20 protein-coding genes and 1 tRNA gene are annotated in these 22,603 nt (G+C 68.8%); 14 read left to right on the plus strand and 7 right to left on the minus strand.

Features of this window, described 5'->3' with window-relative positions:
• Positions 1 to 78: 78 nt before the first annotated feature.
• The 4 genes from A5767_RS03335 to A5767_RS03350 all read right to left on the minus strand — a co-directional run bounded on the left by A5767_RS03335 (position 79) and on the right by A5767_RS03350 (position 3,794).
• Complete coding sequence (locus tag A5767_RS03335) at positions 79 to 606, minus strand: MarR family winged helix-turn-helix transcriptional regulator (RefSeq protein WP_006552564.1); 528 nt, start codon at positions 604 to 606, stop codon at positions 79 to 81.
• A gap of 72 nt (positions 607 to 678) precedes the next feature.
• Positions 679 to 1,827 carry a sulfotransferase family protein gene (locus A5767_RS03340; RefSeq protein ID WP_064851640.1) on the minus strand — a complete coding sequence of 383 codons (1,149 nt, stop codon included), beginning with the start codon at positions 1,825 to 1,827 and terminating at the stop codon, positions 679 to 681.
• Positions 1,828 to 1,839: 12 nt separating this feature from the next.
• Positions 1,840 to 2,631, minus strand: a complete 792-nt coding sequence (locus tag A5767_RS03345; protein WP_064851641.1) for an SDR family oxidoreductase — start codon at positions 2,629 to 2,631, stop codon at positions 1,840 to 1,842.
• Entirely contained in the window at positions 2,628 to 3,794 is a 1,167-nt protein-coding gene (locus tag A5767_RS03350; protein ID WP_064851642.1) for a hypothetical protein, read from the minus strand. The genes A5767_RS03345 and A5767_RS03350 overlap by 4 nt, the downstream gene beginning before the upstream one ends.
• An 82-nt stretch (positions 3,795 to 3,876) precedes the next feature.
• On the opposite strand from A5767_RS03350, the gene A5767_RS03355 reads away from it, so the two are divergent.
• From A5767_RS03355 to A5767_RS03380, 6 genes are all read left to right on the plus strand, one after another.
• Positions 3,877 to 4,818: an IclR family transcriptional regulator gene (locus A5767_RS03355; RefSeq protein ID WP_006552568.1), complete on the plus strand. Its 942-nt coding sequence runs from the start codon at positions 3,877 to 3,879 to the stop codon at positions 4,816 to 4,818.
• A gap of 115 nt (positions 4,819 to 4,933) precedes the next feature.
• Entirely contained in the window at positions 4,934 to 5,866 is a 933-nt protein-coding gene (gene cysD, locus A5767_RS03360) for a sulfate adenylyltransferase subunit CysD (RefSeq protein ID WP_039587744.1), read from the plus strand.
• Positions 5,866 to 7,701, plus strand: coding sequence for an adenylyl-sulfate kinase (gene cysC / locus A5767_RS03365; RefSeq protein WP_064851643.1), 1,836 nt, complete (start codon positions 5,866 to 5,868; stop codon positions 7,699 to 7,701). Before cysD ends, cysC begins: the two co-directional genes overlap by 1 nt.
• Positions 7,698 to 8,825: a 3'(2'),5'-bisphosphate nucleotidase CysQ gene (locus A5767_RS03370; protein WP_064851644.1), complete on the plus strand. Its 1,128-nt coding sequence runs from the start codon at positions 7,698 to 7,700 to the stop codon at positions 8,823 to 8,825. Before cysC ends, A5767_RS03370 begins: the two co-directional genes overlap by 4 nt.
• 52 nt (positions 8,826 to 8,877) lie before the next feature.
• Positions 8,878 to 9,876 (plus strand): MBL fold metallo-hydrolase, encoded by a 999-nt coding sequence (locus A5767_RS03375; protein ID WP_024103693.1) that lies wholly within the window; start codon positions 8,878 to 8,880, stop codon positions 9,874 to 9,876.
• The gene (locus A5767_RS03380; protein WP_006552574.1) at positions 9,873 to 10,235 is read left to right on the plus strand and encodes a nuclear transport factor 2 family protein; all 363 of its coding nucleotides are present in this window, start codon (positions 9,873 to 9,875) and stop codon (positions 10,233 to 10,235) included. Before A5767_RS03375 ends, A5767_RS03380 begins: the two co-directional genes overlap by 4 nt.
• A 68-nt stretch (positions 10,236 to 10,303) precedes the next feature.
• Here the strand turns inward: A5767_RS03380 and A5767_RS03385 are convergent.
• From A5767_RS03385 to A5767_RS03395, 3 genes are all read right to left on the minus strand, one after another.
• Positions 10,304 to 10,379, minus strand: a tRNA-Arg gene (locus A5767_RS03385).
• Between the two features lie 120 nt (positions 10,380 to 10,499).
• A complete protein-coding gene (locus A5767_RS03390; protein WP_006552575.1) occupies positions 10,500 to 11,213 on the minus strand; it encodes a DUF305 domain-containing protein in 714 nt (237 codons plus the stop codon).
• A gap of 2 nt (positions 11,214 to 11,215) precedes the next feature.
• A complete protein-coding gene (locus A5767_RS03395; RefSeq protein WP_064851645.1) occupies positions 11,216 to 12,037 on the minus strand; it encodes a DUF3105 domain-containing protein in 822 nt (273 codons plus the stop codon).
• A gap of 155 nt (positions 12,038 to 12,192) precedes the next feature.
• Between A5767_RS03395 and argS the strand changes: the two genes are divergently transcribed.
• The 8 genes from argS (at position 12,193) to prfA (ending at position 22,593) form a co-directional block, all read left to right on the plus strand.
• Positions 12,193 to 13,845: an arginine--tRNA ligase gene (gene argS / locus A5767_RS03400; protein ID WP_006552577.1), complete on the plus strand. Its 1,653-nt coding sequence runs from the start codon at positions 12,193 to 12,195 to the stop codon at positions 13,843 to 13,845.
• The gene (gene lysA / locus A5767_RS03405; protein WP_064851646.1) at positions 13,842 to 15,263 is read left to right on the plus strand and encodes a diaminopimelate decarboxylase; all 1,422 of its coding nucleotides are present in this window, start codon (positions 13,842 to 13,844) and stop codon (positions 15,261 to 15,263) included. Before argS ends, lysA begins: the two co-directional genes overlap by 4 nt.
• A 38-nt stretch (positions 15,264 to 15,301) precedes the next feature.
• Complete coding sequence (locus A5767_RS03410) at positions 15,302 to 16,588, plus strand: homoserine dehydrogenase (protein ID WP_006552579.1); 1,287 nt, start codon at positions 15,302 to 15,304, stop codon at positions 16,586 to 16,588.
• The gene (gene thrC, locus A5767_RS03415; protein ID WP_006552580.1) at positions 16,585 to 17,676 is read left to right on the plus strand and encodes a threonine synthase; all 1,092 of its coding nucleotides are present in this window, start codon (positions 16,585 to 16,587) and stop codon (positions 17,674 to 17,676) included. The genes A5767_RS03410 and thrC overlap by 4 nt, the downstream gene beginning before the upstream one ends.
• 37 nt (positions 17,677 to 17,713) lie before the next feature.
• The gene (gene thrB / locus A5767_RS03420; RefSeq protein ID WP_064851647.1) at positions 17,714 to 18,643 is read left to right on the plus strand and encodes a homoserine kinase; all 930 of its coding nucleotides are present in this window, start codon (positions 17,714 to 17,716) and stop codon (positions 18,641 to 18,643) included.
• A gap of 392 nt (positions 18,644 to 19,035) precedes the next feature.
• Entirely contained in the window at positions 19,036 to 21,069 is a 2,034-nt protein-coding gene (gene rho, locus A5767_RS03425; protein WP_082937584.1) for a transcription termination factor Rho, read from the plus strand.
• 122 nt (positions 21,070 to 21,191) lie between these two features.
• On the plus strand, positions 21,192 to 21,425 hold the full coding sequence (gene rpmE, locus A5767_RS03430; RefSeq protein WP_006552583.1) for a 50S ribosomal protein L31: 234 nt from the start codon (positions 21,192 to 21,194) through the stop codon (positions 21,423 to 21,425).
• A gap of 88 nt (positions 21,426 to 21,513) precedes the next feature.
• Entirely contained in the window at positions 21,514 to 22,593 is a 1,080-nt protein-coding gene (gene prfA / locus A5767_RS03435; RefSeq protein ID WP_064851649.1) for a peptide chain release factor 1, read from the plus strand.
• The last annotated feature ends 10 nt before the right edge of the window (positions 22,594 to 22,603 follow it).

Consider the following 22,603-nt stretch of genomic DNA (forward strand, 5'->3'; position numbering starts at 1 on the left):
CCCCCCCCCCCCCCCCCCCCCCCCCGGGCGCCCCCCCCGGGGGCGCCCCTCCTCGTTTCTCCGGCAATCTCTCGCGCCTCACCACTTGGAAGGCGCACCGCCGGTGTCGAAGTCGCCGGCGTCGTGCCGCATCGTCGCGATGATGCGCAGCAGTGTGTCGATGTGCTCCTCCGGAATGCCGGGCCGGGCGAAGACCTCCGTGTTGAGCTTCTCCGTCGCCTGGATCGCCAATGCCCGTCCCTCGTCGGTGAGTTCGATGAGTGTGGCCCGTCGATCGCTCGGATGCGGGGTACGCCGGACCAGTCCGGCCTTCTCGAGCCGGTCGACGGCATTGGTGACGCTGGTGGGGTGCACCTGCAGGCGCGCGCTGGCCTTCGCCATCGGCAATGCTCCCGACCTGGTGAAATGCAGCAGCGTGAGCAGTTCGTAGCGGGCGAAGGTCAGGCCGAAGGGCTTGAGCACCTCCTCGACCCGCGCCATCATGATCTGCTGTGCCCGCATCACCGAGGTGACCGCGGCCATGCCGTCCGCGACTTCGCCCCAGCCGTGGGCGGTCCACTGGCGGTGGGCTTCGGCGATGGGGTCGAGGGGGAGTGGTGCGGGCATGCCTCCATCATCCCACGGACGAACGCGCAGGTAGCCAGGGCACACCGGTTTCCGGTGCCTTTCCTGCCGGGTTCAGCGGTACGCGTAGTCGCGGAAACGTTCGTCGACCTCGCCCACACTCAGCCCGAACTCCTCGAGCGTGTACCGGTGCGCGGGTTTCCTTGCCCCGCTGCGGCTTTCTTCGTGCAGGTCGGCCATCGCGCGTTCGGCCTCCGCGGTGAACGGCAGACCGAACCGGTCGTACAGGCCGCCGACGGTGCCGAGTGGATCGGCGACGAAATCCCGGTAGTCCACGTCGACGAAACGGGCGGGATCGTGCCGGCGGCGCACCTCGGTGAAATGATCGAAACCCCGTGCCCAGAGGTCGAGCTGGCTGCGCCCGATCGTCTCACCGACGAACGCGTCGGACCATCCCTCTGTGGCCTGCGCCGCGAGGCTGCACACCGACGGGATCACGGTGCGCGGATCTCGATGGGTGACGACGACGAGCGCGTCCGGATACACCGTGAGCAGTTCGTCCAGTGCGAACAGATGACTGGGATTCTTGAGCACCCAACGCTTGTCGGCGTCCGGCAGTCCGATGAGCTGCAGATTCCTCCGGTGCCGGGCATAGGCCGCGGTCCAGTCCTGCTCCGCGAGCCACTGCGAATAGGTGGGCAGGTGGGCCAGGCACTCGTAGGAGATCGAGCGGAACGACTGGCGCAGCAACTGCCAGCATTCCTCGACCTCGGCGGCCGACATGTAGTGCACACCCATGAATTCGGGATGCTCGACGTGGTGCTGTGCGAATCCGGCCTCGATCCCGGCGAAGACCGGATTCTCCGCCCAGGTCTCGCGAGGAGGTCGCGGTTGCGGCATCTCGGTCAGCCACATCTCGAGCCCCTGATGGGCGGGATCCGCGGCGAGTAGGCGGTGCAGTGCCGTCGTGCCGGTACGGGGCAGGCCGGTGACGAAGATCGGCCGGGTGACCGGGACGTCCGCGTGCTCGGGATGGGCAGACCAGGCAGATTCCGACAGCAACCGCGCCACGAGGGCGCCGCGCAGGAAGACCCGTGACATCTTGCTGCCGAGCGGGGTGAGCTTCTCGTCCCGCGCATACGACTCGAGCAGGACCTCGAGCCCGTCACGGTAGTCGTCGTCGCCGAAATCGGTCAGGCCCGTCAGGCGGGTCGCGGAAGCGTGCAGATCCTCGACGCTGCCGACGGTGGTGCGTTCGCTCATGTGCTTTCCCGTTCAGTGGTGGTATTCGCCGCAGTTGACGTCGAGGCACTGGCCGGTGATCGCCGACGCCATCGGCGAGGCCAGGAAGATCACCGCATCCGCGATTTCCTCGGTTGTCGGGAGACGCTTCAGATCGGAGGTGGCGGCGGTGTGCTCGTAGATCTGTTCGACGGTGGTGCCGTACTTTCCCGCCTGGTGTTCGAAGTACCCCTGCAGGATCGGCCCCCAGATGTACCCCGGTGCAACGGAGTTCACCCGGATTCTCTGCGGTCCGAGTTCCGTCGCCAGGGACTGCGACATCGCCAGCAACGCGGACTTCGCGAGTTTGTAACTGCCGTAACGTTCCTGGGAGTGCCGCAGCACCATCGAATTGATGTTGACCACCGCGCCGGCCGACTCGGCGAGGGCGGGGGTGAACAACTGCGTGAGCCGCAGCGCGCCGAGGACGGTGAGCTCCACGCTGTCCCGGATCTGCTGGAAGTCGGTGCGCGCCAACAGTTTCATCGACGGAACGGAGAACGCGTTGTTGACGAGCACGTCGACACCACCGAACTCCGAGACCGCAGACTCGACAAGGGCGGCGGCGGACTCGTCGTCGGTGATGTCGGTGGGCACGACCAGGGCCCGGCGGCCCGTGCTCTCGACTTCCGCTGCAACCTTCTCGAGCCGCTCCCGGGTCCGGGCGGCGAGCACCACGTCGGCGCCGTGTTCGGCGCACCGCAGCGCGAGGGTGCGCCCCAGTCCCGGGCCGACACCGGAGATCACGACGACGCGGTCGCGGAGCAGTCCCGCTGCCGCGCTCATGCGAGCATCCGATCGGCGACGCCCCGCTGACGGTCCGCGATGCGCTGCGCCCAGGCCTCGGGAGTGATGCGGTTCGAATCGTGGAAGGGCAGGACCTCGGAGAGCCGGTCGAACGGCACCACCTCGGCGGTCGGGCCGTCGGCTGCGGTGAGTTCGCGATCGAGGCGCTGCCAGCGGAACTGCAGGATCCCGCGGCTGCGGCCGAGGGTCTCGACCCAATTGGTCAGCCCCGGATCGCGGGCCGAGACCACGATCCGGACCATCCCGTCGGGATCGACCTGCGCCTGACTGTTGTTCAGGGAGGTCTGGTGGTGGATGTAGTCCAGGGAGATGTACCAGAGGCTGCCGATCTGGAAGCCCAGATAGGGCGCGTCGCTCGCCGGGAGGGTCAGGACCATCGCCTCGTCGTCGCCGAGTTCGTAGTGCCCGACGGATGAGTACTGCGTGTCGAGACCACCTGGGGTGCGGCGCGGCTCGGTGACCCTGTTCACCGGCAGCTTCAGGTAGAACCACTCGGGGAACTGCAGCCAGGTCTTCACCCGCGAGACCAGTGCGCGACCGGCGCGTTCGTAACGGGTGACCGCGTCCTGGTGGGTGGGTTCGGGTGCCGGGGTGCCGAGACTGTCGAGCCGGTGGATGCTCAGCATGCCGCGGCGCTGCGTCCAGTCGCTGTAGACCTCGCGGACCACGAGCTGCGACGAGCCGGGCGCGAGCGGGAAGTAGTTACGTTCCGGGTCTCGTGGGCCGGGTCCGAACCGCAGCTGGAAGGTGCCGTCGTCGGCGATGGTCAACGCGCGGTCGTCGAAGGCCGTGACGTTGCCGGGCACCTCGGCGTCGGTGTAGTTGCCGGCCAGCACCTGGAAACTGAGATCGCAGGTCGTGCCGCGGCGCCCGGTGACGACGTACTCGGCGTCGTCGCGGATCGATGCGCCCCAGTACAGGGTGTCGGGATTGTCGAGGCCCATCTTCGCGTAGGGGCCGGTGCCGGTGACGAAGACCGGATGGGATCGGCTGTACGCGAAGGTGGCGTGGATGCACGCCGAGATCCCGCCCGCCAGATATCCGTATCCCTCGACGAGGTCCTGTTCGGTGCGGATGTGCGGGGCTGTGGCGACGAGCTTCTCGGCCTCGGCTATCGCCGCGGTGAGCGGATCGGTGAGCACTACGATCTCCTGTGGTCCAAATATGTACCGCTGCGGTAGTCTTCCGTTGCGCCGAGAGTAGAACGTGTTCCAGGGAGGGTCAATGGCTCGTCGCGAGACCGAGACACTCGGGAAGCCGACCGCCGGGGCGGGAGCCGCCCGCCGGTCGCCGCCCACGGAACGCGTCGTGCAGGTCCTCGACCACCTCGTCGCGCGACCCGGCGTCCGGTTCGGACTGTCGGAACTGGCGCGCGAACTCGATCTGAGCAAGCCCACCTGCTTGGGCATCCTCACCGTGCTCGCCGACGCGGGTTATCTGATCCGCGACCCCGTCGACAAGACCTACGGTCTCGGGCCGGCACTGATCGTCGCGGGACGCGCAGCCCAGCGCGGCTTCGCGTCCGGGCCGGTCGCCCACCGGCATCTCGCCGCCCTCTCCGAGGAGTTCGCTGTGATGTGCTCTGCGTCGGCGGTCGTCGGCGACCGGATCGCGGTGCTCGACGTCATCGGTGGCCACGGCACGGCCGCGGCGGCACGCGTGGGGGAGGTGTACCCCTTCGCGCCCCCGGTGGGGCTGATGTACGTGCTGTGGGACACCGACGAGCGCATCGAACAGTGGCTGCGGCGAGAGCCGACCCTGCCCGTGACCGTCGACCGCGACGAGCTGTGGCGGATCGTCACCGAATGTCGCCGGACAGGTTATCTGGCGGAGTCCCTCACTCCCGGCGGCCGTCGCCTGTACGCGCTCATGGCGGGAGTGGTCTCGCACGACCTCGCGCCCGAGATGAGGGAGATGCTGGCGGAACTCGTGGCCAGCCCCGGCGAGCGCGTGCTGCTGCCCGACGCCTTCGCCGCGGGGGAGAAGCGGGCGGTCAACCTCGTGGCCGCCCCGGCCTACGATCCCGACGGCCACCAGTCGCTCGTGCTCACGCTGAACCTCGAGCGGGAGGTGGACGCCGCCGGGATCGAACGGTACGGCGCGGCACTCGTGGCGGTCGCGGATGCGATCACCGCGGATCTCGGCGGACACCGGCCACCGCGCTGACGGAGGGCTGCGGAGACCACCCGTTGACCTGGAATTGAAACTCGTTCTACTGTTGCGGAGTAATCTTCGACCGCATCGGTACACATGTGTACCGAGCCGGGTGAGAGGGGCGCGAGTGACCACGGTGCCACCGCAACGACCACCGACCTACGAACTTTCGCTGCTCGGTGCGCTCGAAGCCGAGTCCGTGCACATCTTCCGCGAGGTCGCCGCGACCTTCTCCCGTCCCGTCCTGCTGTTCTCGGGTGGTAAGGACTCCGCGGTGATGCTCCACCTCGCGGCCAAGGCGTTCTGGCCGGCGCCGCTGCCGTTCCCCGTCCTGCACATCGACACCGGGCACAACTTCGACGAGGTGATCGACTTCCGCGACCGCACCGTCGAGCGCCTGGGGATCCGGTCGATCGTCGCCTCGGTGCAGGACGACATCGATGCCGGGCGTGCCGTCGAGGACGACGGACCGCACGCGACCCGCAACCGGCTGCAGACCGGAACCCTCCTGCGCGCGTTGCGGGAAGGGGGATTCGACGCCGTCTTCGGGGGTGCTCGTCGCGACGAGGAGAAGGCCCGCGCGAAGGAACGCGTCTTCAGCCTGCGCGACGAGTTCGGGCAGTGGGACCCGAAGGCGCAGCGACCCGAACTGTGGCAGCTGTACAACGGCCGGCACCGCCGCGGCGAACACATGCGGGTCTTCCCGCTGTCCAACTGGACCGAACTCGACATCTGGCGCTACATCCGCGACGAGGGCGTCGACCTGCCGTCCCTGTACTACGCCCACCGGCGACCGGTGATCGAGCGCGACGGAATGCTGCTCGCGCACAACCGTTTTCTTACCCTCCTCCCCGGGGAGACTCCGCGCGAGAGTCTCGTCCGGTTCCGCACCGTCGGTGACGCGACGTGCACCGGCTGCGTCGAATCCGCCGCCACCACCGCGGACGAGGTGGTCACCGAGGTCTCCGCCAGCAGGGTCACCGAACGCGGCGCCACGCGGGCGGACGACCGGATCTCCGACGCCGGAATGGAAGACCGCAAGAGGGAAGGCTATTTCTGATGTCCCACCTGCTGCGCATCGCCACCGCCGGCAGCGTCGACGACGGCAAGTCCACGCTCATCGGCCGATTGCTGTTCGACTCGAAGGCCGTCTTCGAGGACCAATTCGAGGCGGTGACCCGCACGAGCCTCGACCGCGGCGCCGACCGCGCCGATCTCGCGCTGCTCACCGACGGCCTGCGCGCCGAACGCGAACAGGGCATCACGATCGACGTCGCCTATCGCTATTTCGCCACGGCGCACAGAACATTCGTCATCGCCGACACTCCCGGTCACGAGCAGTACACGCGCAACATGGTCACCGGGGCGTCCACCGCAGACCTGGCACTCGTCCTCGTCGACGCCCGCAACGGCATCGTCGAGCAGACCCGCCGGCACGCCTTTCTCGCGTCGCTGCTCGGGGTGCGGCACGTGGTGCTGTGCATCAACAAGATGGACCTGGTGGACTGGTCGCAGAGCCGGTTCGACGAGATCTGCGACGAGTTCCGGAATCTCGCGGCGAAGCTCGACATGCCCGACCTCGCCTTCGTTCCCGTCTCCGCCCTGCACGGCGACAACGTCGTCTCCCGCACCGCGAACATGCCGTGGTACGAGGGGACTTCGCTGCTGCACCATCTCGAACAGGTCCACATCGCGTCGGACACCAACCTCATCGATGCCCGACTGCCCGTGCAGTACGTCATCCGGCCGGGCGAGGGTGAGCACCGCGACTTCCGCGGCTACGCCGGGACGGTCGCCGCCGGCGGATTCGCGCCCGGCGATGAGGTGGTCGTTCTCCCTTCCGGTTTCGGAACGCGGGTGCGAACGTTGTGGGGGCCGGGCGGGACGGAACTCGAGCACGCCTTCGCCGGTGCGGCGGTGTGCGTCGAACTCGAGGACGACCTCGACGTCGGACGCGGCGACATGCTGTGCCGCCCCAACAATCGTCCGCTCGTCGGCCACGAGATCGACGCCATGGTGTGCTGGTTCGACGAACGCTCCGCCCTCGATCCGGACGCCCGCTACGCCCTGCTGCACACCACGCGCTCGACCACCGCGCGGGTCGCGCGGCTGGACTACCGCCTCGACGTCAACAGCCTGCACCGCGACGAGGCCGCGACGACGCTCGGTCTCAACGAGATCGGCCGCGTGCAATTGTGGACGCAACAGCCGCTGCTGTTCGACCCCTACCGGCGCAACCGCACCACCGGAAGCTTCGTGCTCGTCGACGAACGCACCGGCAACACCGTCGCGGCCGGAACGATCACCGGCCCGACACTCGCCGACACGGCGGTGGTCTGGCACTCGGCGGCGGTCTCACGGCCCGAACGGGGGAGGGCCGGGGCGACGGTATGGCTCACCGGGCTGTCCGCCTCCGGCAAGTCCACCCTCGCCGTCGAACTCGAACGACGACTGCTCGCCGAGGGCATCCCCGCCTACCGCCTCGACGGCGACAACCTCCGGCACGGCCTCAACGCCGACCTCGGCTTCGGTCCGGAGGACCGCGCGGAGAACGTCCGCCGCGTCGGTGCGGTCGCACAGCTGATGGCCGACGCCGGACTCGTCGCGATCTGCGCGCTCATCAGTCCCTACCGTCAGGACCGCGACCGCATCCGCCGGCAGCACGAGGAGTCCGGGATCCGGTTCGTCGAGGTCTTCGTCGATACGCCGCTCGCCGACTGCGAGGCCCGCGACCCGAAGGGCATGTACGCGCGGGCACGTGCCGGTGAGATCACCGGTTTCACCGGCGTCGATGATCCCTACGAACCACCGTCCGATCCCGAGCTGGTCGTGCGCCCCCACGACGGCACGCCTGCCGTGCAGGCGGGCCTCGTCGTGGAATTGTTGAGGCCATGACGCACGACAACAGCGACGACGCTCGGCTCGCGGCCGAGACGACTTCCGGCGCAGGTGAACTGCTGCTCACGGTCCGCGCCATCGAATCGGATGCCCTTACCGGGCGCGAGCTGGGCCGGCGCGGCGACCACGCCGCCAACACCTACATCCTCGAACGGCTGGCGACCGCGCGGCCCGGCGACGCGGTGCTCTCGGAGGAATCCGCGGACGATCCGGCCCGGGTCGGCGCCGACCGCGTCTGGATCATCGACCCGCTCGACGGGTCGAAGGAGTACGGGATGCCCGACCATGTCGACTGGGCGGTCCACATCGCGCTCTGGGAGGCAGGACGAGGGCTCACCGCCGCCGCGGTCGCGCAACCGGCGATCGGTGTCGTCCACAGCACCGCAGATCCGGTCCCGGCGCCGCGGCCGGCCCGCCGTCGCCCCCGCATCGTCATCAGCGGGAGCAGGCCGCCCGCCTTCGTCTTCGATCTGGCCCGCGATCTCGGTGCCGATCTGATCCGGATGGGGTCGGCCGGTGCCAAGGCCATGGCGGTGGTCCGCGGGGAGGCCGACGCCTACATCCACGCCGGAGGTCAGTGGGAGTGGGATTCGGCGGCGCCGGTCGCGGTCGCGCGCGCTGCGGGTCTGCACTGCGCGCGGATCGACGGCAGCGAACTCGAATACAACCGGCCGCACCCGTATCTGCCCGACCTCGTGATCTGCCGCGCAGACTGGGCACCGGAGGTGATGTCCGCGCTGGCCGCGCACGCCACCGGGCCGACCGACAGCCCCCGCGCCGCGATGGCACGCGCATACATCCGATCCCTGGTCAGCCACGACGCGTCCCACGTCCGGCTCGCCGAGGACGCCTGGCGGGTCGAGAACGGGGAACGCACCGGCGACAGCGGCATCGAGATCCGCGACCGCCTCGAGAACGGCCCGGAATACCGGCCCATCCGCCGCGTCCGCGACCTGCAGTTCCGCGAATGGCACCACAGTGTCGTCGCGCGGTTCGTCCTGGACATCGCAGCAGGTCCGGGCGCCGAGACGTCGGTCGCCGTGACCGAGCACTTCGACATCCCGGCGGGGGAGATCCGATCGATCGTGGCGATCATCGAGCCCGCGCAGGGCAATAGTTGAATTCATTGTTGTAGCTTTCGAACGAAAGTCACCATGATCGAGAGGCATCACCATGGCCGAAGCGCGTGATATCGGGGACGGCATCCACGTCGTTCCCGTCCCGGTGGCGGACCTGCCGGTCGGCGACACCCAGGTCTACGTGATGGAATCCCCGCGTGGCGTCGTCCTCGTCGACGTCGGCTGGAACGACGACCGGTCGTGGGCGGCGCTGCAGGACGGCCTGGCCACCGCGGGCCTGTCGGTCACCGACGTCGAGGGCGTGGTGGTCACCCACTTCCATCCCGACCACGTCGGGCTCACCGGACGCATCCGGGAGGCCTCCGGGTGCTGGGTCGCGATGAACGAGGCCGACTTCGCCCACCTCGAGGTCATGCTCTCCGACGACGATCGCCGTCCCCAGGAAGCCGAACTGCTGCGCCGCGCAGGGGCACCCGAGGACGCGATCGAGGAGTCGCTGGCCACCCTCGTACCGGCGGTCGGCCGTCCCGACGCGCTGCCCGACCGCAAACTCGGTGCCGACGAGACGATCCCGCTGACGGGACGATCCCTGCGCACCGTGCTGACCCCCGGCCACACCGCGGGCCACGCGTGTTTCCTGCTCGAGGAACACGGCGTGCTGTTCAGCGGCGACCACGTCCTCGCGACCACGACCCCGCACGTCGGCGAGTTCGATTTCCCTCTGCCGCAACGCGACGCGCTGGGGGAGTACCTCGACTCGCTGCGCGCGGTCGCCGGCCTGCCCGTGCGACGCGCACTGCCCGCGCACCGGCAGCAGATCGACGACCTGCCGCACCGCGTCGGCGAATTGATCGCCCATCACGACCAGCGCCTCGACGATCTCTACGACGCGTTCGGCGACGAGGAACTCACGCTGTGGGAGGCCACCGCCCGCATGCGCTGGTACCGGCCGTGGGACGAGACTCCCTTGCACGGCAAGCGGATGGCGCTCGCAGAGGGCTCGGCGCACGTCAGGCAGCTCATCGAGCGGGGACGGGTCCGTCGCGTGCCCGGTACGGAACCCGCCCGCTTCGCGCGCGTGCAGACCCGATGAGCCCCGACGAGCTGGTCACCGAGTTCTGCCGTCGCTGGGCCGATCCCGATCCTGCCGAGCTCGCGGCCTTCTTCGCCGAGGATGCGGTCTTCCACAACATCCCGATGGAACCGATCCGCGGCCGCGCGGCGATCGAGAAGTACATCGTGGGCTTCGTGACGTCCTTCGGGGCCATCGACTACCGCATCCACCACCAGGCGGTCTCCGGCAACGTCGTGCTCAACGAACGCACCGATGTGTTCACGATGAACGGCCGGACGATCGAGCTGCCCGTCACAGGCGTCTTCGAGATCGTCGACGGGAAGATCGCGGCCTGCCGCGACTACTTCGATCCCACACCCTTCACCACCGGAAACTGACCGGCCTCTGGGACACCGAAGGCCCTGGAACACCTGAAGGCCCCGCTTCATGAGAAGCGGAGCCTTCGTGGTGCCCTCGGCAGGATTCGAACCTGCGACTTCTTGCTCCGGAGGCAAGCGCTCTATCCCCTGAGCTACGAGGGCATCCGGACCACCGGATGACCGGAGGTGCGGGAGTTAGCCTAGCGCATCGAACGCTCAACTCCACATCGCCAGGTCAGAGCCGGTTTTCGGCCCGAAGTCGGGGTTCGCCCGCGCGAAGACTCAGTTGAGGGGCAGCGGTTCGGCGCCGCGCTCGGCGAGCAGCGACCTCATCAGGTCCGACTCACCCTGCTGCGTCGCGACCATCGTGCCCGCCAGATTGCGCACTGCCGAGGTGCTCGCGTACTGCTCGCCGTACTCCATCATCGGCAGACCACCCTCGTGGTGGCGCAGCATCAGCTGAAGGAAGAGCACGTCCAGTTCGGGACCGCGAGCGGCCCGGAGATTCGCGAGATCCTCGGAGGTCGCCATCCCCGGCATCAGGTGCGAGCCGTCCGAATCCTCGGACTCGGCGGTCGCACCGTGATCACCGTGTCCGTGACCCGTCTCCGTCTCGGTCATCCACTCCATGTACTCGCCCGTCGGCAGCGCCGGCTGTCCCCACAGCGACAACCAGCCCTGCATCTGACCGATCTGGTTCTGCTGGGTGGTGAGGATGTCGTACGCGATGTTGCGGATCCGATCGTCCTCCGAGTTGGAGACCACCACGGCGGCCATCTCGACGCCCTGGTCGTGGTGCACGATCATGTCCTGCGCGAATCCGACGTCCACCGAGCCGGCCTCCGGCGCCGCCTGCGCGGAGTCCTCGAAGGGGATCCGGGACAGGAACCCCGCGAGGAAACCGACGGTGACCGCAGCGACGGTGAGCAGCACCAGCAGCAGCCGGTTGTGCCCACCGCGCTCGGGGGTGGAGATGTCCGAGGAGGTCTCGCTCATCGTCAGCTCCCGGCCGGTGCCTGCTGCATGTCGCCCGCGGTCTCCGCGTTCATCGGCACCGCGTCGGGGCCGGGCTCGGAGGCGTCGAAGGCCGGCGGGTTCGCCGGATCGAACGAACCGGGGATCGTCGAGCAGCTCGCACCCACCTCGGGGTAGGTGTACTGGTTCAGGCGCAGCGCGCTGATGAACTGGTCGATGCGCTCGTCGTCGACGCTGTCGACCTCGAGCCGGTGACCCCACGACTGCAGTGAGACGGGAGCCTCGAGTCCCGGATACGGTGACATCACCATGTAGGTGCGGCCGTCGACCTTCGCGCGGAGCGTGTCGACCGCGGCGTCGTCGAGCAGATCGGGGTTGTATGCCACCCACACGGCGCCGTGCTCGAGCGAATGCACCATGTTCTCGTTCCGCACAGGCTGCTCGTAGACCGTTCCGGTGCAGGTCGCCCAGACGGAGTCGTGAGGGCCACCGAACGGCGGCGACTGGTCGTACGCGACGCGCTGGCCCGGCGCGACGTGCACACCGGCCGGGTACTCCATCTTCAGCACGCCCTCGATGTCGTCCGACGGGTCCTGGTTGGACTCCGACGGCGTCCACGCCGACATCTCCTGCTGGTTCTGATACTTCGGGATCAGGCTCACAGCGATCACGGCGACCAGCACGACGACCAGGGCCACGCCGCCGATCGTCAACCACGGGATCTGACGCTGCGCGGGGACCCCGCGAGCGCCGCCGCTCTTCTTCTTGGCGGCCTGAATGGCCTTCGACGACTTGGCTCCGGTCTTCTTGTTACCGGAGCCGCCACTAACCGAACCGCTGGGCATCGCTGTGTGCTCTTTCGACGGGTGGACAGGCGGACGCGCGCCCATCGGGCGCACAAACACCCACAACTCTACGGGCGTGCTCTCGCGCGGTGCCCGGACCTGCCGGTAGGGGGAGCGTCGGCGCCGCGATCGACCAGCCAATAGGATGGACACCTGTGACTCCCTCCGACCTTGCTCAGCTGCTCCGCGGAACCGCCGCCGGTGTCCTCACCGACCGTGGTCTCGACGCGTCCGTTCTTCCCGAGACCCTCACCGTCGAGCGCCCGCGCAATCCGGAGCACGGCGACTACGCGACCAACGTCGCGATGCAGGTTGCGAAGAAGGTCGGCGTCAATCCCCGCGAACTCGCCACCTGGCTCGCCGAAGCCTTGACCGCCGCCGACGGCATCGACTCCGCCGAGGTCGCGGGCCCCGGCTTCCTCAACATCCGGCTCGCCGCCGACGCCCAGGGAGCGATCGTGGCGAAGGTGCTCGCCGAGGGCGCCGCCTACGGCACCGGCAGCGACCTCGCGAACACGAGGATCAACCTCGAGTTCGTCTCCGCCAACCCCACCGGCCCGATCCACCTCGGTGGCACCCGCTGGGCCGCGGTCGGCGACGCGCTCGGACGAATCCTCACCGCCCAGGGTGGCGAGGTCACCCGCGAGTACTACTTCAACGACCACGGCGCGCAGATCGACCGCTTCACCCGGTCGCTCATCGCCTCCGCACTCGGACAGCCCGCCCCCGAGGACGGCTACGCCGGCGCGTACATCGTCGACATCGCCTCCTCCGTGCTCGAGCAGCGCCCCGACGCCCTCGAGCTCCCCGAGGACGAGCGGCACGAGACGTTCCGCTCGATCGGCGTGGACCTGATGTTCGCGCACATCAAGCGCACCCTCCACGAGTTCGGCGTCGACTTCGACGTGTACTTCCACGAGAACTCCCTCTTCGAGAGCGGAGCCGTCGAGAAGGCCGTCGAGACCCTGAAGGCGTCGGGCAATCTGTACTTCGACGACGGCGCGTGGTGGCTCAAGAGCACCGATTACGGCGACGACAAGGACCGTGTCGTCATCAAGTCCGACGGCAACGCCGCCTACATCGCCGGCGACATCGCCTACTTCCAGGACAAGCGCTCGCGCGGCTTCGACCTGTGCATCTACATGCTCGGTGCCGACCACCACGGCTACATCGCGCGTCTGAAGGCCGCCGCGGCGGCGTTCGGCGACGACCCCGACACCGTCGAGGTGATGATCGGCCAGATGGTCAACCTCGTCCGGGGCGGCGAGGCCGTGAGGATGAGCAAGCGGGCCGGCACCGTGATCACCCTCGACGACCTCGTCGAGGCGATCGGCGTCGACGCCGCCCGCTACTCGCTCGTGCGTTCCTCGGTGGACCAGAGCATCGACATCGACCTCGAGCTGTGGGCGAGCACCACGAACGAGAACCCGGTCTACTACGTCCAGTACGCCCACGCACGACTGTCGTCGATCGCGCGCAACGCCGCCGATCTCGGCCTGACCGCCGAGGGCGCCGACTTCTCGCTACTCACCCACGAGCGCGAGGGCGACCTCATCCGCACCCTCGGCGAGTACCCCCGGGTGCTGGCAAAGGCGGCCGAACTGCGCGAACCGCACCGCGTCGCCCGCTATCTCGAGGAACTCGCGGGCACCTACCACCGCTTCTACGACGCCTGCCGGATCCTGCCGCAGGGCGACGAGGAGGCCGGACCGCTGCACACCGCGCGACTCGCGTTGTGCGCGGCCGCACGCCAGGTCCTCGCCAACGGCCTCGGCCTGCTCGGCGTCACCGCCCCGGAGCGGATGTGAACGCGCACCCCGCGGGACCGCGTCACGCCCAGATCCCGCACGCCCCCAACCTGCCCGAGCGCCCGGCCGACACCACGGCGCTCAACGCGCTGGCCCCGCACGTTTGGCCCCGCAATGCCGCGCGCGGCGAGGACGGCGTCATGCGCATCGCCGGTATCCCGGTGACCGAGCTCGCCGAGAAGTACGGCACCCCGCTGTTCGTCGTCGACGAAGACGACTTCCGCTCCCGCTGCCGGGAGATCGCCGAGGCCTTCGGCCCGTCGGCGAAGGTGCACTACGCGTCGAAGGCGTTCCTGTGCAGCGAGATCGCACGGTGGGTTCATCAGGAAGGGCTCTCGCTCGACGTCGCGTCCGGCGGTGAGCTCGCCGTGGCCCTGCACGCCGGATTCCCCGCCGGGAAGATCGCGATGCACGGCAACAACAAGTCCGTCCGCGAACTGCAGGCCGCCGTGACCGCCGGGGTCGGGCACATCGTGCTCGACTCGCTCACCGAAATCGACCGGCTCGACGCGGTCGCCGGTGAGGCCGGTGTCGTCCAGGACGTGCTCATCCGCGTGACCGTGGGCGTCGAGGCCCACACCCACGAGTTCATCTCCACCGCGCACGAGGACCAGAAGTTCGGGCTCTCGCTCGCCGGTGGCAACGCCATGCAGGCCGTGCGCCGCGTCTTCGCGGCCGACAATCTCCGCCTCGTCGGCCTGCACAGCCACATCGGCTCGCAGATCTTCGATGTCGACGGCTTCGAACTGGCCGCCCACCGCGTCATCGGCCTGCTGCGCGACATCGTCGCCGAGTTCGGTGTCGACAAGACCTCGCAGATGAACATCGTCGATCTCGGCGGTGGTCTGGGCATCTCGTACGTGCCGAGCGACGACCCGCCGCCGGTCGCCGACCTCGCGGCGAAGCTGGGCGACATCGTCCGCACCGAGTCCGCGCTCGCCGGGCTGCCGGCCCCGACCCTCGCGGTCGAACCGGGCCGCGCCATCGCCGGACCGGGCACAGTGACGCTCTACGAGGTGGGAACCCTCAAGGACGTCGAGGTCGGTTCCGGGCACGTCCGCCGCTACATCAGCGTCGACGGCGGCATGAGCGACAACATCCGCACATCGCTGTACCAGGCGGAGTACGAGTCGCGCCTCGTCTCCCGCGTGAGCGACGCCGAGCCGGTGGTCTCGCGCGTCGTCGGCAAGCACTGCGAGAGCGGCGACATCGTCATCCGCGACGCTTGGATGCCCGCAGACGTCGCAGCCGGTGATTTACTGGCGGTCGCGGCGACGGGTGCATACTGCTACTCGATGTCGAGCAGGTACAACCTGCTTCCTCGCCCCGCCGTCGTGGCGGTCAAGGACGGCGTCTCGCGCGTTCTGCTGCGCCGCGAGACCCTCGAAGATCTGCTCAACTTGGAGGTTTCGGAGTGACCAGTGTAACGGCGACCGATGCTTCGGGCCGGCGTCCGGTGGGTGTGGCGGTTCTCGGACATGGCACCGTCGGTGCCGAGGTCGCGCGGATCATCCGCGAGGACGCCGCGGATCTCGAGGCGCGCATCGGTGCCCCCCTCGAGCTGAGGGGCGTCGCCGTGCGCGACGCCGCCCGCGACCGGGGTCTTCCCGCGGAACTGGTCACGACGAACGCCGAGGCGCTGATCCGCCGCGACGACGTCGACATCGTCGTCGAGCTCATCGGTGGCATCGAACTGCCCCGCAAGCTCGTGCGCACGGCGCTCGACGCCGGCAAGTCCGTCGTCACCGCCAACAAGGCACTGCTCGCCGCCTACACCGGCGAACTGGCCGAGGTGGCCGAGGCCCGCAACGTCGACCTGTACTTCGAGGCGTCCGTGGCCGGCGCGATCCCGGTGATCCGCCCGCTTACCCAGTCGCTCGCGGGCGACAAGGTCAACCGGGTCGTCGGCATCGTCAACGGCACCACGAACTACATCCTCTCGGCCATGGACGAGACGGGCGCCGACTACGGCGAGACGCTCGCCGAGGCGGGCCGCCTCGGATACGCCGAGGCCGATCCCACCGCCGACGTCGAAGGCTTCGACGCCGCCTCGAAGGCGGCGATCCTCGCGTCGATCGCCTTCCACACCCGCGTGACGGCCGCCGACGTCTACCGCGAGGGCATCTCCTCGATCACCGCCGCCGACCTCACCTCGGCGCGCGCGCTCAACTGCACGATCAAGCTGCTCGCGCTGTGCGAGCGCGTCCCGTCCGTCGACGGCAAGGACCGCGTGTCCGCCCGGGTCTACCCGGCCCTCGTGCCCCGCGAGCACCCGCTGGCCTCGGTCAACGGTGCGTTCAACGCCGTCGTCGTCGAAGCGGAGTCCTCGGGTCGGCTCATGTTCTACGGCCAGGGTGCCGGTGGCGCCCCCACCGCCTCCGCCGTGATGGGCGATCTCGTGATGGCCGCCCGCAATCGGGTGCAGGGCGGTCGTGGTCCGCGTGAATCGAAGTACGCGCAGCTGGAAATCGCGCCCATGAGTGACATCCTCACCCGCTACTACGTCAATCTGAAGGTCGCCGACCGCGCCGGCGTGCTCTCCGCGGTCGCCGCCGAGTTCGCCACGCGGGGCGTGAGCATCGCAGCGGTCCGCCAGGAAGGCGCGGGCGACGCTGCCCGTCTGGTGGTACTCACCCATCAAGCCACCGACCGTGCGCTGGCGGATACCGTCGCAGCGCTCGACAAACTCGAATCCGTGATCGCTGTGACCAGCGTCCTGAGACTGGAGGGATCCGCCGAATGAGCGCGGCCGAGAAGAACACCACCCCCGTACACACGCCGTGGCCGGGCCTGATCGAGGCGTACCGTTCGCGCCTGCCGATCGGTGACGACTGGAAGACGGTCACGCTGCGCGAGGGTGGCACGCCGCTGCTCCCGGCTCCGCGCCTGTCGGAGATCACCGGCTGCGAGGTGCATGTCAAGGTCGAGGGTCTCAACCCCACCGGCTCGTTCAAGGACCGCGGTATGACCATGGCGGTCACCGAGGCCCTCGCGACCGGCAAGCAGGCGGTGCTGTGCGCGTCCACCGGCAACACCTCGGCCTCGGCCGCCGCCTACGCCGCGCGCGCCGGCATCGGCTGCGCGGTTCTCGTCCCGCAGGGCAAGATCGCGATGGGCAAGCTCGCCCAGGCCGTCATGCACGGCGCGAAGATCGTGCAGGTCGAGGGCAACTTCGACGACTGTCTGGAACTGGCACGCAAGACCACCGCGGAGTTCTCCACCATCGGTCTGGTCAACTCCGTGAACCCGGTGCGTATCGAGGGCCAGAAGACTGCCGCCTTCGAGATCGTCGACGCGCTCGGCGACGCCCCCGACGTGCATGTGCTGCCCGTCGGCAATGCCGGCAACATCACCGCCTACTGGAAGGGCTACAGCGAGTACGCCGCCGACGGCCTCAGCACGCGCCGCCCGCGCATGCTCGGCGTCCAGGCCGCTGGTGCCGCGCCGCTCGTCCTCGGCCATCCGGTGAAGGATCCCGAGACCATCGCGACCGCCATCCGCATCGGCGCTCCCGCATCGTGGAACGGCGCGGTCGCCGCCAAGGAGGAGTCGAACGGCGCATTCCGTGCGGCGACCGACGAGGAGATCCTCGAGGCGTACCGGCTGCTCGCGAAGTCCGAGTCGATCTTCGTCGAGCCGGCCTCGGCCGCCTCCATCGCAGGTCTGCTCGCCGCGAGCAAGGAAGGCTGGCTCGAGCGGGGCCTGAAGGTCGTGTGCACCGTGACCGGCAACGGTCTCAAGGACCCCGATACGGCCCTGCGCGACGTGCCCGTGGTCGAGCCCATCCCGGTCGACCCGGTCGCGGTCGCCTCCGCGCTCGAGTTGGCCTGAGTTGACCGCCACGCCTTCCTCCGTTGGGAATCAGGACATGACGCAGACGTTGCCCGTGGGGCTTTCGGTGACGGCACGGGTTCCCGCTTCGAGCGCGAATCTCGGCCCCGGCTTCGACTGCCTGGGTCTCGCCCTCGGTCTGTACGACGAGATCACCGTCACCACAACGGCTTCCGGGCTCGACGTGAAGGTGGAGGGGGAAGGCGCCCAGGAGGTTCCGTGGGGACCCTCGCACCTCGTGGTCCGTGCCGTCGAGCGCGGGCTCGAGGCCGCCGGTGTGTGGGCGGACGGACTGGACGTCGTGTGCCACAACGTCATCCCGCACTCGCGTGGCCTGGGATCCTCCGCCTCGGCGGCGGTGGGAGGGCTGGCAGCGGCCAACGGGCTCGTCCGCAAGATCGCTCCCGAGCGCGTCCTCGACGACGAGCAGCTCGTGCAGCTCGCCTCCGAGTTCGAGGGCCATCCCGACAACGCCTCCGCGAGCGTCCTCGGTGGGGCAGTGGTGTCGTGGACCGAGGCCGAAGTCGACTCCGAACAGCGGACCTACCGCGCGGTGAACCTGCGTGTGCACCCGGACATCAAGGCATACGCCTTCGTCCCGTCGGTCCGTTCGTCCACGGCCCACACCCGGGGCCTGCTGCCCGAACTCGTCCCACATCGGGACGCGGCGTTCAACGTCAGCCGAGCGGCTCTCGCGGTCGTCGCGCTCACCGAGCGACCCGAGCTGCTGATGCCGGCAACGCAGGATCTGCTCCACCAGGCCCAGCGGGCACCCGCACTGCCGCTCACCACCAAATGGGTGGCCGCACTGCGCGAGGCGGGCATCCCCGCCATTGTCTCGGGTGCCGGGCCGACGGTGCTCGCGCTCACGACCTCCGCGTTGCCCGACGAGCTGCGGGCCGCCGCCGAGGCCGACGAACTGACGGTGCTCGACCTCGAGATCGCCGAGGGCGTCCAGGTCGACTGAGTCGACGCGCGGTGCTGGGGAACCGACGGATGGTGCCGGATGGGGGTCGACGGGTGGTGCAACACACACGTCCCATCCGGCACGGCGATTCTTGCTCTACGTACAGATCGTCGCTATTCTGTGGGGTGTCCGCACGTCGTGCGTATCAGTCGCCGGATTCTCCAGGGCAATCACTCCAGCTCCATCGGGGCGTCGAGCCTGGATCGATCCTCACCTGCTCCCGGATCCGGGAGGGGGACAGACCGCACCTACCGGATTTCGGTGTGGTGGCGGACGTGCCGACCGTTCGTTTTCCCTGAACTCGTACGGCAAATCCCAGCTCAGTGGACGAACTGATCTGCGGGACGAACCCTCTGCTGCGCATGGAGCGAGCGAGGGAAGGAAGGATCTCCGTGACAGATACGGACCTGATCACTACACCTGCTCTCGACATTCCCGAGGCCGGTAGCCGGACGACCACGCGCGGTCGCCGCGGAGCAGGCCTTTCGGGCATGGTGCTTGCCGAGTTGCGGACTCTTGCCGCCGAGCTCGGAATCAAGGGCACCTCCGGGATGCGCAAGGGTGATCTCATCGCTGCGATCAAGGAGAAGCAGGGAGGCGGCGGCGCCGCACCTGCCGAGCAGCCTGCAGCCGAGAAGATTGCTGCCCCCGAGAAGGCCGAAGCAGCAGCGAAGACCGAGACGGCCGACAAGCCCGAGGGAGCGCCCTCGCGTGGCACCCGCGGTCGCCGTGGCCGTGCCGCCGCCGACGAGACCGCCGCACCCGAGCAGAAGGCCGATGCCGAGCCGGCCGAGCAGAAGGCCGACGTGAAGTCCGGCGACGAGGGCTCGCAGGAGAAGCCGCAGGGCGGCCAGACCTCCAGCGGCGACAACGAATCCGACGGGAACCGTCGCGGCCGTGGCCGTCGCGGACGCCGCGGTGGCGACAACGCCGACCAGAGCCAGCAGGCCGAGGGCGCCGACGCGTCCGAGGACGGCCGTCAGGATCGCGACTCGCAGCGCGAGAAGAGCCAGGATCGCGACTCGCAGCGCGAGCGTGGCCAGGACCGCAACTCCGGCGACGGCTCCTCGCGCCGCGACCGCAACCAGGGTGATCGCAACCAGGACGCCGGCGATCGCGACGGCGGTAACCAGGGTCCGCGCCAGGGCCAGGACAACCGTGGGGGAGACGACGAGGAAGGCGGCCGCGGTCGCCGGGGTCGTCGCTTCCGTGAGCGTCGTCGTGGACGCGACCGTGGCGAGAGCGGTTCGGACTCGCGCGAGCCCGAGATCCGCGAGGACGACGTCCTGCAGCCGGTCGCCGGCATCCTCGACGTCCTCGACAACTACGCGTTCGTCCGCACCTCCGGCTACCTCGCCGGCCCGAACGACGTGTACGTCTCGATGAACATGGTGCGCAAGAACGGCCTGCGCCGCGGCGACGCCATCACCGGCGCCGTGCGGGTTCCCCGCGAGGGTGAGCAGGGCAACCAGCGTCAGAAGTTCAACCCGCTGGTCCGCCTCGACACCGTCAACGGCCGCGAGGTCGACTCGGCCAAGCGCCGCCCCGAGTTCAACAAGCTCACGCCGCTGTACCCCAACCAGCGACTGCGCCTCGAGACCCAGCCGAACATCCTCACCACGCGCGTGATCGACCTGGTCATGCCGATCGGTAAGGGTCAGCGCGCACTCATCGTGTCGCCGCCGAAGGCCGGTAAGACCACCGTCCTCCAGGACATCGCGAACGCGATCGCCGTCAACAACCCCGAGTGCTACCTGATGGTCGTGCTCGTCGACGAGCGTCCCGAAGAGGTCACCGACATGCAGCGTTCGGTGAAGGGCGAGGTCATCGCCTCGACCTTCGACCGGCCGCCGTCGGATCACACCTCGGTCGCCGAGCTCGCCATCGAGCGTGCGAAGCGTCTCGTGGAGATGGGCCAGGACGTCGTGGTGCTCCTCGACTCCATCACCCGTCTCGGCCGCGCGTACAACAACTCGTCGCCGGCATCCGGACGCATCCTCTCCGGTGGTGTCGACTCGACCGCGCTGTACCCGCCGAAGCGTTTCCTCGGTGCTGCCCGCAACATCGAGAACGGCGGATCGCTCACGATCATCGCCACCGCGATGGTCGAGACCGGTTCCACCGGCGACACCGTGATCTTCGAGGAGTTCAAGGGCACGGGTAACGCCGAGCTCAAGCTCGACCGGAAGATCGCCGAGCGGCGCGTGTTCCCGGCGGTCGACGTCAACCCCTCCGGTACCCGCAAGGACGAACTGCTCATGAGCCCCGACGAGTTCGCCGTGGTGCACAAGCTCCGCCGCGTGCTTTCGGGCCTCGATTCGCACCAGGCGATCGATCTGCTCATCGACCGGCTCAAGAAGTCCAAGACGAACATCGAGTTCCTCATGAATGTGGCGAAGACCGCACCGGGGGCACTCGACGACTGACGTCGGCGCCCCGGGGAATTTCTTCCCGGGGCCCTACGTTTGGCATAATCGACAGGCTCAGTCCGGCTCCGGTTCACGTCTTCGACCCGCGAAGGCGACCCGGCGGCCATGAAAGGGACACCATGAAGGCAGGAATCCACCCCAACTACGTGACGACGACCGTCGTCTGCGGTTGCGGTAACACGTTCGAGACGCGCAGCACCAAGGAGTCGGGACGTATCAACGTCGAAGTCTGCTCCAACTGCCACCCGTTCTACACCGGCAAGCAGAAGATCCTCGACACCGGTGGACGCGTCGCGCGCTTCGAGGCTCGCTACGGCAAGCGTGCGCCGAAGAAGGCCGCTTCCGACAGCTAGCTGTCACGCCGACGCCCGGTACTGCCCTCGTGCAGGCCGGGCGTCGGCTTTTTCATTGCAAGGATCGAAATCAGAGCGGAGCACACTCATGGCGGGGCAGACCAAGCCGTCGGCCATCGACGACATCCTGGCCGAACACGCGGGTCTGGAGCAGCAGCTGTCCGACCCGTCGCTGCACGACGATCCTGCTGCAGCGCGTCGGGTGGGTAAGCGGTTCGCCGAACTCGCCCCCGTGATGTCGACCTACAACGCTCTGAAGCAGGCCCGCGAGGACCTCGGGGCGGCGCGCGAACTCGCCGCCGACGACTCGTCGTTCGCGTCCGAGGTCGACGACCTCGAGGCGCAGGTCGCCGAGCTCGACCGCTCGCTCACCGACCTGCTCGCCCCGCGCGACCCGCACGACGGCGACGACGTGGTCCTCGAGGTCAAGTCCGGTGAGGGCGGCGAGGAATCCGCCCTGTTCGCCGGCGATCTCACCCGGATGTACACGCGCTACGCCGAACGTGCCGGTTGGCGCGTCGAGGTCCTCGGTGCCACCTACTCCGATCTCGGCGGCTACAAGGACGTCACGCTGTCGATCAAGTCGCGGACCGACGTGCGCGACGGCGTGTGGTCCCGTCTGAAGTTCGAGGGCGGCGTGCACCGCGTCCAGCGTGTGCCCGTCACCGAGTCGCAGGGACGCGTGCACACCTCCGCGGCGGGCGTCTTCGTCTACCCCGAGCCCGACGAGGTCGAGCAGGTGCAGATCGACGAGAGCGACCTGCGCATCGACGTCTACCGGTCGTCCGGCAAGGGCGGTCAGGGCGTCAACACCACCGACTCTGCCGTGCGCATCACGCACCTTCCCACCGGCATCGTGGTGACCTGCCAGAACGAACGCTCGCAGCTGCAGAACAAGGCCCGCGCGATGCAGGTCCTCGCGGCGCGCCTGCAGGCGGCGGCCGAAGAGGCGGCCGAGGCCGAGGCGTCGGCGGGTCGCGCCAGCCAGGTCCGGACCGTCGACCGCTCGGAGCGCATCCGCACCTACAACTTCCCCGAGAACCGGATCACCGATCACCGCATCGGTTTCAAGTCCCACAACCTCGACGCGGTGCTCGACGGCGAACTCGACGCGCTGCTCGACGCCCTGGGCGCTGCGGACAGAGAAGCCCGGCTCGCGGCGGAGTAACCGCGAACCG

Origin of the sequence: Rhodococcus sp. 852002-51564_SCH6189132-a (genome assembly GCF_001665495.1) — a bacterium.
GTDB lineage: Bacteria > Actinomycetota > Actinomycetes > Mycobacteriales > Mycobacteriaceae > Rhodococcus > Rhodococcus pyridinivorans.

Bases quoted from the DNA above. Each gene is read 5' to 3' on its own strand.
- A5767_RS03335 (WP_006552564.1), bottom strand. From the start codon at position 606: ATGCCCGCACCACTCCCCCTCGACCCCATCGCCGAAGCCCACCGCCAG.
- A5767_RS03340 (WP_064851640.1), bottom strand. From the start codon at position 1,827: ATGAGCGAACGCACCACCGTCGGCAGCGTCGAGGATCTGCACGCTTCC.
- A5767_RS03345 (WP_064851641.1), bottom strand. From the start codon at position 2,631: ATGAGCGCGGCAGCGGGACTGCTCCGCGACCGCGTCGTCGTGATCTCC.
- A5767_RS03355 (WP_006552568.1), top strand. From the start codon at position 3,877: ATGGCTCGTCGCGAGACCGAGACACTCGGGAAGCCGACCGCCGGGGCG.
- cysC (WP_064851643.1), top strand. From the start codon at position 5,866: ATGTCCCACCTGCTGCGCATCGCCACCGCCGGCAGCGTCGACGACGGC.
- A5767_RS03370 (WP_064851644.1), top strand. From the start codon at position 7,698: ATGACGCACGACAACAGCGACGACGCTCGGCTCGCGGCCGAGACGACT.
- A5767_RS03375 (WP_024103693.1), top strand. From the start codon at position 8,878: ATGGCCGAAGCGCGTGATATCGGGGACGGCATCCACGTCGTTCCCGTC.
- A5767_RS03380 (WP_006552574.1), top strand. From the start codon at position 9,873: ATGAGCCCCGACGAGCTGGTCACCGAGTTCTGCCGTCGCTGGGCCGAT.
- A5767_RS03390 (WP_006552575.1), bottom strand. From the start codon at position 11,213: ATGAGCGAGACCTCCTCGGACATCTCCACCCCCGAGCGCGGTGGGCAC.
- A5767_RS03395 (WP_064851645.1), bottom strand. From the start codon at position 12,037: ATGCCCAGCGGTTCGGTTAGTGGCGGCTCCGGTAACAAGAAGACCGGA.
- thrC (WP_006552580.1), top strand. From the start codon at position 16,585: ATGAGCGCGGCCGAGAAGAACACCACCCCCGTACACACGCCGTGGCCG.
- thrB (WP_064851647.1), top strand. From the start codon at position 17,714: ATGACGCAGACGTTGCCCGTGGGGCTTTCGGTGACGGCACGGGTTCCC.
- rpmE (WP_006552583.1), top strand. From the start codon at position 21,192: ATGAAGGCAGGAATCCACCCCAACTACGTGACGACGACCGTCGTCTGC.
- prfA (WP_064851649.1), top strand. From the start codon at position 21,514: ATGGCGGGGCAGACCAAGCCGTCGGCCATCGACGACATCCTGGCCGAA.